The organism is Ruminococcus bovis (genome assembly GCF_005601135.1).
GTDB classification, from domain to species: domain Bacteria; phylum Bacillota; class Clostridia; order Oscillospirales; family Acutalibacteraceae; genus Ruminococcoides; species Ruminococcoides bovis.
Genome location: NZ_CP039381.1, coordinates 969,826 through 982,251 on the forward strand (window position 1 = coordinate 969,826; position 12,426 = coordinate 982,251).

Sequence of the window (12,426 nt, forward strand, 5' to 3'; positions counted from 1 at the left end):
AAAACTATAAATTAGATGAAATATTCGGTTACTATCTAATTAACCTATATTACATAAATATCCCCACAAACCCTAATTTGCAAAATTAATTTATCGTAACGCAGAAACAAAATTGAAAAGCCCAAATTTGTTGAAGTATTTTCAGCTTAGCACAATTAAAATTAAAAAACTAATTTGTACAACAGGCTTATAACAAACAACCAAAATTTTTTATTATATCAAATTGATTACACAACATAAATTTTTTACACAACAAAAACACCCACCTGAAAACAGGTGGGTGAATTATTAGTTAGTAGATTAACAAAGTAGTCAATTAAAATTACTTTTTAACTGTTACCTTTGTCTGAGCAGACTTTCTAGAACCGTCAGCAGCTGTGAACTTAACAACTGTTGAACCCTTCTTAGTAGCCTTAACTGTTACAGTCTTACCGGAGTTAATCTTAGAAGCTGATAGCTTAACGATACCCTTCTTAGAAGATGTAACCTTAATCTGCTTGTTGTATGTGTTAGATGGATATAGAGTAGCCTTAATCTTAACAGAAGCACCCTTCTTCTTTAGAGTAGTTGTCTTCTTAGCTGAGATTGTTAGCTTTGTAGCCTTCTGCTGCTTAACGATAACCTTGCATCTAGCTGACTTGTTGCTACCATCTTTAGCCTTAACTGTGATATAAGCAGTACCAGGTTTCTTACCTACAACAACGCCCTTAGAGTTAACTGTAGCAATTCTTGTGTTGTTTGAAGAGAATGTTACTGTCTTGTAAGCAGCGTTCTTAGGGTTAACTGTAGCCTTTAGAGTAAATGACTTACCATTGTAGATAGCCTTTGTTGAAGCGTTTAGCTTGATGCTTGTTACATACTGCTTAACTGTTACATCCTTAGTTAGAACTAGAGCCTGAGCATCGCCAGGGTTCTGAACTGTTAGAGTAATTGTAGCCTTACCAGCCTTAACACCCTTAACAACACCGTTCTGGTCTACAGTTGCAACACTTTTGTTGCTTGAAGCCCAAGTCTTTGTTGTCTGAGCAGTTGTGTTTGAATACTTAACATTAATCTTAGCAGTCTTACCTGGGTAGATTGAAACTGTCTTTGTAGTAATAACAGCAGTTACATCCTTAACTTCATAAGTTGAACCAGCTGTTGTGTCATACTTACCATCAGCATGTAGGTAATACCATTCGCCACCGTATGTTGTAGCACCTGAGTAATCATTTACCTTAGTCTGAGTTGGGTCAACAACGTAGATCATGTTTTCGAATGAAGTAACGCCATCTGGATAGCTAGCACTGTCGCCTGCTTCATAACCTTCTAGCTTTAGGTTATCTGTCTGGAAGTTCTTACCCCAGTTGATTGATGGCTGTTCGCCTTCAGCTGCCTTTGTACCACCATCGATACCGTTGTTGAAGATAAGTGTAGTAACGTCTGCCGGAGCATCAATGTAATAAACATTTGCGCCGTTTTCAAGCTTTAGTGAAGTAGCTCTCATCTGGTATGAGTGCTGCCAACCGCCTAGTTCTTCTGTAGCTAGAGCGTTACATTGGTCAGTACCTTCCCACCAGTAAGCACATGCTGTAGCATTGTTGAATGTGTACCAATCTTCAGGCATAGCAAAGAAATATCTCTTTGATGCACCACCTGTTGTAGGACCTGTGTAGATACCACCGTGGCTTGTAACTGCACTTGTTTCGCCCTTATCATTTGTTGTCTGAGTAGGAGCTGGAGTTGATTCAGTTGTAATTGGTTCTGGAGTAACATCTTCACCATTTACATAAACCTTAACCTTTAGATCAGCTGTTAGAACGATTCTAACTTCTGAGTCAGCCTTTGTTACAGCTAGTTCCTGGTCTGCACCACCAGCAACAATTAGACCGTCATAACCATAAGCTGGTTCCCAAGCACCGTTTGTTGTTACCTTGAACTTGTAAGCTGTGCCGTCTTCCTTAGGCTGTACATTCTTGATTGTGATTTCGTAAGAACCATCTTCGTTCTTAGTCATCTTGTTTGTTTCGTCAGCCTGGTTCCAAGCAACACCGTTACATAGACCAGCTTCACCAGCTACATAATGAGCTGTTTCTGGAGGAACAACCTTACCAGGAGCGTCTGTACCGTTAACTAGTACCTTAACAAAACCGTCAGGAATTGTAACGCCGTCTTTATCTCTTGTACCCTGAAGAGTTAGGATAACATCAACTGTTGAGTTGTCTTCTGGAACTGAGAATTCAATGTTTGCAGGGTTTGCTTCGCCTAGAGTAGCACCGAAAGATACATCCCAAGCATGATCCTGAGCAACCTTTACTGTGTATAGATCTGATTTAGCAACACCTGTATAAGTGATTTTGTAAGTGCCATCTGCCTGAAGTGCCATATCGTCAGCTGGAGTATTAGGAGTCCAGCTAGCACCTAGGAATGCAGCGTCACCTACAACTGTGTAAGTGTGGTTAGCGTCATCATCAGCAGCTACTGATAGGCCTGCAAATACTGAACAAGCCATTAGCACTGAAAGAATAATGCTAACAATTCTTTTTGTTTTCATTTCTGAAAAACCTCCTTTTAAAGTATCGCATTTAATTGCATAATTATTATAGTCTTTTTTTCACCCACTTTTCAATTAGCAAAGTAACGAATTTAGTACCATAACTTTGGTGAAAATAGATAAAAAACTTTATATGTATAAAGTTTGTAATCAATTCTTTATGTTTTGGATATATTGTATTAACAATTTGTTAAAATTTAAACCCTATTTGTTAAAATAGCTTTATAAAACTTCCAAAATCAACCCTTAACTCCCATTGGCTCTAGCTTTTCGACTTGTTCACAATTTGTTCAAAATATATAAAATAAGAAAAATCTTTCCTAAATACACTAGGAAAGACTTTAATTTGCTTAATTTTCAGTTGTAAAAGTATAGTTTATCAAAAAAATTATAATAATCAACAAATATACTTTTTAATGTTGATTAACGCATTTTTGCCATCATTTTTAATAGTTTTCTCAAGTTCAGCTAAAGAGTCAAACTTCTTCTCAGGTCGCTGAAAACAAAGTAATCTTGTGTCAATCACTTCACCATAAAGGTCAGGACCGTTATATTCAGGCAACCAAGTTTCTGAAAGTGGCTTATAGTTGCCAACAGTTGGTTTAACCCCAACATTAGTTACACCGACATATTGTTTACCCTTAATAGTAACTAAACTTGTGTAAACACCAAACTTAGGAATTGCAATATTATCCGGAAGTTTCTGATTAATAGTAGGTGTATCCATAAGCCTACCTATGTGATTGCCTTGTTCAATTACAGAAGTATAGCCGAATCTATGACCAAGAAGTTTATTTACTTCTTCCATTTCACCATTCTTAATAAGCTTCCTTATTCTTGTACTGCTGACAGTATCACCATCAACAATAACTTGGTCTGCTACTGTAACATTAATAGAAAACTCTTTGCATATTTCTTTAAGTGTATTGTGGTCAGCAACTCCACCTTTGCCAAAGTGATAGTTAAAACCACAAAATACTTCTTTTGCATTTAATTTTTCAACAAGGATTTTTTCCACAAATTCTCTTGGTGAATAGTCCTTTACTGTTAAGAAATCATCCTCAATAACTTTACTGACACCCATATCTTTTAGGATATGTTGTCTTTCTTCGTTAGGAGTAATAATTTCAACACTTCTGCCAAATAGCAATGCCGGGTTTTTCTGAAAAGTATAAACAATAGGAATCAGTGACTTTTCATTAGCCACTTTAAGCATTTTTCCGATAACTGCCCTATGACCTTGATGTATTCCATCAAAAAAGCCAAGTGCTACTGCAGAATAATTATTTTCGTTAATTTGTTCTTTCATATATATAGTAACTCTCAAATATACTTTAATATAAATTAAATTTTGCCACTGTCAAGTAGGTACTTTGCTTTTAGAATTGCCACTTGAGTTTTGCCATCAATAATTTGATTGTTCAGCACCATTTCCACAACTTTATCAAATGGAATTTTTTCCACATTTAGAAATTCATCATCATCAAGGTGTTGTTCACCACAACCATCAACTCTGCACATATACATATGAACAATCTCATCGGAATAAGCACATAGTCCAACATAGCTACCAAGTGTCATATAACTGTAGCCATCAGCACCTGTTTCTTCTTTTAACTCTCTTTTGCAATTTTCCAAAGGTGTTTCACCTTTTTCCAGCTTACCTGCCGGAATTTCTAACATTACTTGGCGTAATGGATAACGATATTGCTTTACCATAAGCACTTCATTATCTTTGGTTAGTGGTACAACACAAACTGCACCATGGTGCTTGTTGTATTCTCTTGTAGCAGTATTGCCATCAGGCAAGAGAACTTCATCCTTATATATTTTAATAAACAACCATCAAACACTTGTTTTGATGATATAGTTTTTTCTTCTAATTTCATAATAAAATCTCCGAGGTATGATATGTTTAATTTTTATCCCCACACAAAAAATCGTGAAGAATTTGAAAACCGATTAATAAAGGAATTTCCCTTTATAAAAAAAGAAACCATAGGGAAAAGCCTTGTTAACAGAAACATTGAGGCAATCACCATAGGTAACAAAAACAAAAAAATAATTATGGTTGGGGGAGTACACGGAAGTGAATACCTGACCATTAATTTACTGTATAAATTTTTGTGGCAACTTGGTTGTTCATACAGAGACGGAAGTGAAGTTGCCGGTATTAAAATGAAAAGATATTTACATAGGAGAGGTGTAACCATAATACCTTGTGTCAATCCTGACGGTACTGACATTAACTTACTTGGTTCATCCTCAGCAAATAAATATTCTTCACTTATTAATTATATTTGTCCACATTCTTGCATATGGCAATCAAATGCAAGAGGTGTTGACATTAACCACAACTTTCCGGCAAATTGGGAAGAAATACACAAGAGAGAAATTGCCTTAGGAATTTCTGCACCACACAACACAAGGTATGGTGGCAAAACTCCATCATCAGAGCCGGAAACAATCTCACTTATGAACTACTGTATAAAACAGAATTTCAGCAGGTGCTATGCTTTTCATAGTCAAGGTAGGGAAATCTACTATACATTTGGTGATGAAACACCAAAAGACTCCAAAACAATGGCAAGACTACTGGCAAGAACCTGTAATTATAAATTATCCACACCACCATCAATAGCAGATGGTGGTGGGTTTAAAGATTGGTTTATTCACCGATTTAACAAACCGGGTTTTACTTTTGAAATAGGTAAAGGGGAGAACCCTCTGCCACTTTCAGACCTTGAAGAAGAATACAAAATTCTTCAAAAAGCCCTTTGCCTGGCAGTTATTATTTAGTCTAAGTTAGGTGTGTTGATTTTGTCATCATCACCAAAGTAAATATTGTACCATACTAGGAACACATAAACTGTCCAAACTTTTCTTGAGTTGTCAGCCTTACCTTGGAAGTGACCGTCTAGCCAACTAACAAGAATATCTGTGTTAAAGAACTTTTCTGCTGTAGCAGACTTAAATGCCTTCTTTACAACATTATAGTACTTTTCATCCTTTAACCATACTCTTGTAGGTACAGGGAAGCCCAGCTTTCTCTTTTGAGCAGATTTTTCAGGCATTCTTCTACGAGCAGCCTTACGCATTGCATACTTAGTATTCTCACCATTTACACGAAGGTGTGTAGGAATTGTTCTTGCAACATTAAATACTTCCTTATCTAAGAAAGGAACTCTAAGTTCAAGTGAATTTGCCATTGACATTCTGTCAGCCTTTAGAAGAATATCACCTGTCATCCAAAGGTTAATATCAAGGTACTGCATCTTTGTAATATCGTCATAATCCTTAACTCTGTCATAATAAGGCTTACATAGGTTTTGTGGGTCTGTTGCAATTTCAGGCTTTTTAAGTAAAGCCTGTTTTTGCTTTTTGTCATACATAAATGCATTACCGATAAATCTTTCTTCAAGACGCTTACCACCACGCATTAGGTATGCTCTACCCTTAACCTTAGGGAATTTTTCTGCTAATTTACCGATTGCTCTACGAATAGGGAATGGCACAATGCTATATGGCTTTAGTGAACGAGGAACATTATAGCAAGTATAACCACCAAACAGTTCATCAGCACCTTCACCTGAAAGTACAACCTTTACATACTGACTTGCAAGGTTAGATACAAAGTAAAGTGCAATACAGCTTGGGTCAGCCAAAGGCTGGTCCATATAGTACTGAACCTTTGGAACTGTACTCCAAAATTCTTCACTGCCGATAATCTTTGTATGGTGTTCAACACCGATTTCTTTTGAAAGTTCTTGAGCCCAAGAAATTTCGTTATACTTTTCACCAAAGTCAAAACCAACTGTAAATGTCTTTTGGTCAGCAAAGTAAGTTGAAACATATGATGAGTCAACACCACTTGATAGGAAACAACCAACCTCAACATCGGCAATCTTATGAGCCTTGATAGAATCTTCAAATACATCAGCAATTGCATCAACTGCTTTTTCTTCTGTTAAAGTTTCATCAGGTTCAAATGTTGGTTCAAAATATCTTGTTGTTGTAATCTTGCCATCCTTAAACCACATATAGTGACCCGGTAGTAGGCAATAAACATTCTTGAAGAATGTTTCAGGTGGTACAACATACTGGAATGATAAGTAAGAGTCAAGAGCCTTTTCGTTAAACTCTTTCTTAAAGTCAGGATGTTGTAGGATTGACTTAATTTCTGAACCATAAACTAAGTTACCGTCAATCAATGTATAGTGCATTGGCTTAATGCCAAAGAAATCTCTTGCAATAAACAGAGAACCGTCATTCTTGTTATAAATAGCGAAACCAAACATACCACGAAGTTTTGGTAGCATTTCTTCGCCCCATTCTTCAAAACCATGAATAAGAACTTCTGAGTCTGTATCGGTATAGAACTTATGACCTGCCTTGATTAGCTGTTCACGCAAAATCTTGTAGTTGTAAATTTCACCGTTGAAAGTAATAACAAGGGACTTGTCCTCATTATAAATAGGCTGAGTACCACCGTCTAGGTCAATAATAGACAATCTACGAAAGCCCATTGAAATATAATCATCCTGGAAAAGACCGTCAGAGTCAGGCCCACGATGAGTGATAACATCTGTCATATTTTTAATTGTTTCATTTCTGTCAACAATCTGGCCTGTAAAGCCACAAATACCACACATAGTCAACATCCTTTCTAATAACAAATCATATACTTATAATTATACTTATTTATAGTACCACAGTTTAACCATATTCGCAAGGAAAAACTACCACTATAATTCTAATAAATAAAGAAAATAATTTGTGCAAATGTTTTTATGTGTTTCTATTATATATGTAATTATTTTCTATACTTACTACATATTATAACAAATTTATTTGATAAGTTTTATTCACAAAAAATTTACTATAAAAACAACAATATATTTTTTATAATTCCTCAGTTGAAAATTAAAAATGTGATTTTATGGTAAAATATTAAAGGTATATTGATTATTATCCAGATGGAGGTCAATGGGATGTCACAAGTAAAAAGAATATTCGTAGAAAAGAAAGACGGATTCAATGTTGAAGCTAAGCAGATTCTTTGGGATTTGCGTCACAACCTTGGTGTTCGTTCTTTAACAAACCTAAGATTTGCTAACCGTTATGATGTTGCAGGTCTTACAGATGAAGAATTTGCTAAGGCAAAGGTTACTGTTTTTTCTGAGCCAAATCAGGATATTGTTTATGATGAAGAATATCCGGTTGATAAGGATTGGAAAATCTTTGCTATGGAGTATCTACCCGGTCAATATGATCAGAGAGCAGACTCAGCATCTCAATGTGTACAGCTACTAACAGCAGGAGAAAGACCACAGGTTATCTCAGCTAAAGTTGTTTCACTTGAAGGGGACATTACTGACGAAGAATTTGAGAAAATCAAGTCATATATGATTAACCCTGTTGAAAGTAGAGTTGCTTCTCTTGAAAAGCCGGAGTCACTTGATATTCCGGTTGAAGTTCCTGAAAATGTTGCTAGAATTACTGACTTCATTAAGTGGAACGATGAAGAAATGGAAAAGTACTACAACTCAATGGGCTTTGCAATGACACTTGCTGACCTAAAGTGGTGTAGAGATTACTTCCGTGATACTGAAAAGAGAGATCCTTCTGTTACTGAACTAAGAGTTATTGACACATACTGGTCTGACCATTGTCGTCACACAACTTTCTTAACAAGACTTGATAAGGTTGAAATTGAGAAAAAGGCTCTTTCAAAGGCTATCGAAGATGCCCTACAGGCATACTATGATGCAAGAGATGAAGTTTACGGTAAGGACACAAATAGAAATGTTAGCCTAATGGATATGGCACTTATGGGTATGAAACTACTTAAAAAGCGTGGTCAAATCCCTGATCTTGACGAAAGTGAAGAAATCAATGCTTGTTCCATTAATGTTCCTGTTACTATTGACGGTGTAACAGAAAACTGGCTACTACAGTTTAAGAATGAAACTCACAACCACCCAACAGAAATTGAACCATTCGGTGGTGCTGCTACTTGTCTTGGTGGTGCAATTCGTGACCCACTAAGTGGTCGTTCTTATGTATATCAAGCAATGCGTGTTACCGGTTCAGGTGACCCAACAATTCCTTTCAAGGATACAATGCATGGTAAATTACCATCAAGAAAGATTACAACAGGTGCTGCTCAGGGTTACTCATCATATGGTAACCAAATCGGTCTTGCAACAGGTCAGGTAACAGAACTTTATGACCAAGGTTATGTTGCAAAGAGAATGGAAATCGGTGCAGTTGTCGGTGCATCTCCAAAGGAAAATGTTGTAAGAGAAGTTCCTACTCCTGATGATGTTATTGTTCTTCTAGGTGGTAGAACAGGTAGAGACGGTTGTGGTGGTGCAACCGGTTCATCAAAGGCACACACAGAAGAATCTATCGAAACTTGTGGTGCAGAAGTTCAAAAGGGTAACGCTCCTACAGAAAGAAAAATCCAAAGACTATTTAGAAACCCTGTTGTTTCTAAGATGATTAAAAGATGTAACGACTTTGGTGCAGGTGGTGTATGTGTTGCTATCGGCGAACTTGCTGACGGTCTAACTATTGACCTAGACAAGGTTACAAAGAAATATGAAGGTCTTGACGGAACAGAACTTGCTATTTCAGAATCTCAAGAAAGAATGGCAGTTGTTCTGGACAAGAAAGATGTAGATAAATTTATTGCAGAGTCACTAAAGGAAAATCTAGAAGCTACAGCAGTTGCAGTTGTTACAGAAGAACCTAGACTGGTTATGAACTGGAGAGGTGACACAATTGTTGATGTTAGCAGAGAATTCCTAAACACTAACGGTGTGACTCAAGAGGCTGATGCATTCATCACAGTTCCTGATGCTGATGATTGCTACAGAAACAATGTTCCAAAGGCACTTGAAGGTAAGAGTGTTAAGGATGCATTTAAGGACAACCTATCAAGACTTGAAGTTTGTTCACAGATTGGTCTTGCTGAAAGATTTGACGCATCAATCGGTTCAGCAACAGTTATTATGCCATTTGGTGGTAAGACACAGTTAACACCACAAGAAGCAATGGCAGCTAAAATTCCTGTACTAAAGGGTGAAACAGATGACGCATCTGCAATGTCATTCGGTTACATTCCGGGTACATCAAGATGGAGTCCATTCCATGGTTCAGCTTATGCAGTAGTTGAAAGCACATCAAAGCTACTTGCTATCGGTGCTAACCCACTTACTGCTAGACTAACATTCCAAGAATATTTTGAAAGACTACACGATAAGCCTGAGCGTTGGGGTAAACCGGCAGCAGCACTACTTGGCGCTATGGAAGCTCAGATTAAGCTAGGTCTTCCATCAATCGGTGGTAAAGACTCAATGTCAGGTTCATTTGAAGATTTAGATGTTCCACCAACACTTGTTTCATTTGCAGTAGCAATGACTAAGGCAAGTAAGACAATTTCTTCTGAATTCAAGAAGAGTGGTTCAAATGTTATCTATGTTCCTGTTTCTGAGAACAAAGAAACTCTAATGCCTGATTGGGACAAGCTAGTTGAAATGTACAAGGCAGTTTATGCTTTATTTGACAATGGTCAGGTACTATCTGCATCAGTTGTTAAAGAAGGTGGTTGTGCCGGTTCAGTAGCAAAGGCTTGTTTCGGTAATATGCTAGGTTTTGAATTTAAACCTGACTATACATACACAATGGAAGAACTATTTGCTCCAAAGGCAGGTTCACTAATCCTTGAACTTAAAGATGGTGCAACACTTTCCGAAGATGTTCTTCACTATACACTTGGTACAACTAACGAAAGCAGTAAAATTACTGTTAACGGTGAAAGCCTAGAACTTAAGGACCTAATTGAGGCTTGGACATCTCCACTTGAAAAGGTATTCCCAACTAAGGCAGAAGTTCCTGAAATCACTGTTGATGCTCCACTATATACAGAAAGAAATACTCACAGCCCTGCAATCAAGGTTGCAAAGCCAAAGGTATTCATCCCATGTTTCCCAGGTACAAACTGTGAAATTGATACAAAGAGAGCCTTTGAAAAGGCAGGTGCAGATGTTGAAGTTCTTATTGTTAAGAACCTAAAGCCATCTGACATTGAAGAAACTATTGAGGCAATGGAAAAAGCTATTAAGTCTAGCCAAATTCTAATGTTCCCAGGTGGTTTCTCAGGTGGTGACGAACCTGACGGTTCAGGTAAATTCATCGCTACAACATTTAGAAACCCTGTTATCAGCGAAGCAGTTAATGACTTACTAAAGAACAGAGACGGTCTTGCACTTGGTATCTGTAACGGTTTCCAGGCACTTATTAAGCTAGGTCTTGTACCTAACGGTGAAATCGTTGAAATCAAGGAAAATGACCCAACTCTAACATTTAACACAATCGGCAGACATATCAGCCATATGGCATACACAAGAGTTACAAGTACAAAGTCACCTTGGTTCTCAAGTGTTAATGCCGGTGATGTATTTGCAGTTCCTGTATCTCACGGTGAAGGTAGATTTGTTGCTACTGATGAAACAGTTAAGAAGTTAATTGAAAACGGTCAGGTAGCTACTCAGTATGTTGACCTAAACGGTAACCCAAGTCAGGACATTCAGTTCAACCTAAACGGTTCTGTATGTGCTATTGAAGGTATCACTTCTCCTGACGGTAGAGTTTTAGGTAAGATGGGTCACTGTGAAAGAAAGGGTGCTAACCTTTACGCAAATGTTCCATTTGAAAAGGATATGCAAATCTTTGAATCAGGTGTTAAATACTTTAAATAAGATTTTTCCTAAACATCCTAAAATATAACAAGAAAAATGCGACTATCATTGATAGTCGCATTTTTCTATTTCTTTTAATTTTTATTGATATACTTTATTAATTAGATAGTAGCATTTCAAGATTTTGCCTAACATATTAAAAATTATTTTTCAGGCTTATACTTTTTAATTGCATCGGCATCTCCAAGTTCACCGGCTTTACCCATATAGAAGTTAGCCTTAACCTTGTTCTTTGTAAAGCCTTTTTTGCCCTTACTGTAGCAATTACTAACATACTTATAGAAAGATATTAGGTCACTGTTTATGCCTGTCATACCTAATTTAGAGGCTCTCTTAAGGTATCCGTTTATCTTTCTGTAGTTATCGTAATCAATACCACTTGCTACTAAATTTTTAGCCTTTTCATAATATTCTTCAGCGATTTTATTAACCATATTTATGTCGGTATTTTTCGCCTTAGTTAGCATTTGATTTGCTTTTTCAATATCTTTTAAGTATCCGTTAACACCATATCTAAAGTTAAAAAAGCAATTGGTATAGTCCTTTACAAGGTTATATTTTGCCTCATCATTATCCATTTCAACTGCCATTTCAAAGAATTTTTCGGCCATTTCATGGTTAATATTTGCGTGATTACCTGTTCCATACTGCTTACCGTACTGATTATATAGCACACCTAAGTTTTTCTTAGCATTTTCATTGCCTAGTTCAAGTGACTTCTTGAAGTAATCCTCAGCCTTATTATAATCTATACTATAATTATCCTTGCCATTATAGTAATTTACACCTAGCTGATTATATAGGATAGCAAGGTTTTCCTTACCATTTTCATCATTTAGCTTACTGCTTTCTTCAAAGCAATAAATAGATTTTTCCACATTATCTTCTTCATTTGATGAAAAGTACTGTACACCTAAAGTGTTATAATAGTCACCTAAAGTGACTTTAGCCTTAGCATCACCACTATCTATTTTAGCCAAAAGTTCTTTAATTTTATCATCAATAATAATTTCATTGAAAGCCATAATTATGCTCCTTTAGTTTCTAAATACATTATATATCAGCAAAGTAATTTTGTAAATCTCTCAATTAACCATATAATCATTATTATTTTGATTATCTATTCAT

7 protein-coding genes are annotated in these 12,426 nt (G+C 36.5%); 2 read left to right on the plus strand and 5 right to left on the minus strand.

Annotated elements, in window-relative coordinates; all coding sequences use genetic code 11:
- Positions 1 to 322: 322 nt before the first annotated feature.
- From E5Z56_RS04595 to E5Z56_RS04605, 3 genes are all read right to left on the minus strand, one after another.
- Complete coding sequence (locus E5Z56_RS04595) at positions 323 to 2,533, minus strand: Ig-like domain-containing protein (protein ID WP_138156738.1); 2,211 nt, start codon at positions 2,531 to 2,533, stop codon at positions 323 to 325.
- 397 nt (positions 2,534 to 2,930) lie between these two features.
- Positions 2,931 to 3,842 (minus strand): riboflavin biosynthesis protein RibF, encoded by a 912-nt coding sequence (gene ribF / locus E5Z56_RS04600; RefSeq protein WP_138156739.1) that lies wholly within the window; start codon positions 3,840 to 3,842, stop codon positions 2,931 to 2,933.
- A gap of 35 nt (positions 3,843 to 3,877) precedes the next feature.
- A complete protein-coding gene (locus tag E5Z56_RS04605) occupies positions 3,878 to 4,375 on the minus strand; it encodes an NUDIX domain-containing protein (RefSeq protein ID WP_232842481.1) in 498 nt (165 codons plus the stop codon).
- A 69-nt stretch (positions 4,376 to 4,444) separates the two neighbouring features.
- On the opposite strand from E5Z56_RS04605, the gene E5Z56_RS04610 reads away from it, so the two are divergent.
- Positions 4,445 to 5,332 (plus strand): M14 family zinc carboxypeptidase, encoded by an 888-nt coding sequence (locus E5Z56_RS04610; RefSeq protein ID WP_138156740.1) that lies wholly within the window; start codon positions 4,445 to 4,447, stop codon positions 5,330 to 5,332.
- On the opposite strand, the gene asnB is transcribed toward E5Z56_RS04610, so the two are convergent.
- Positions 5,329 to 7,185, minus strand: a complete 1,857-nt coding sequence (gene asnB / locus E5Z56_RS04615; RefSeq protein WP_138156741.1) for an asparagine synthase (glutamine-hydrolyzing) — start codon at positions 7,183 to 7,185, stop codon at positions 5,329 to 5,331. The genes E5Z56_RS04610 and asnB overlap by 4 nt on opposite strands.
- Before the next feature lie 339 nt (positions 7,186 to 7,524).
- Here asnB and E5Z56_RS04620 point away from each other — a divergent pair, with 339 nt between their 5' ends.
- A complete protein-coding gene (locus E5Z56_RS04620; RefSeq protein WP_138156742.1) occupies positions 7,525 to 11,298 on the plus strand; it encodes a phosphoribosylformylglycinamidine synthase in 3,774 nt (1,257 codons plus the stop codon).
- Between the two features lie 143 nt (positions 11,299 to 11,441).
- Here the strand turns inward: E5Z56_RS04620 and E5Z56_RS04625 are convergent, their stop codons facing one another.
- On the minus strand, positions 11,442 to 12,323 hold the full coding sequence (locus E5Z56_RS04625) for a tetratricopeptide repeat protein (protein ID WP_138156743.1): 882 nt from the start codon (positions 12,321 to 12,323) through the stop codon (positions 11,442 to 11,444).
- Between the last annotated feature and the right edge of the window lie 103 nt (positions 12,324 to 12,426).

Excerpts from the sequence above, each read along its gene's own strand:
- ribF (WP_138156739.1), bottom strand. The coding sequence starts at position 3,842 with ATGAAAGAACAAATTAACGAAAATAATTATTCTGCAGTAGCACTTGGC.
- E5Z56_RS04625 (WP_138156743.1), bottom strand. The coding sequence starts at position 12,323 with ATGGCTTTCAATGAAATTATTATTGATGATAAAATTAAAGAACTTTTG.
- E5Z56_RS04620 (WP_138156742.1), top strand. The coding sequence starts at position 7,525 with ATGTCACAAGTAAAAAGAATATTCGTAGAAAAGAAAGACGGATTCAAT.
- E5Z56_RS04610 (WP_138156740.1), top strand. The coding sequence starts at position 4,445 with ATGTTTAATTTTTATCCCCACACAAAAAATCGTGAAGAATTTGAAAAC.
- asnB (WP_138156741.1), bottom strand. The coding sequence starts at position 7,185 with ATGTGTGGTATTTGTGGCTTTACAGGCCAGATTGTTGACAGAAATGAA.
- E5Z56_RS04595 (WP_138156738.1), bottom strand. The coding sequence starts at position 2,533 with ATGAAAACAAAAAGAATTGTTAGCATTATTCTTTCAGTGCTAATGGCT.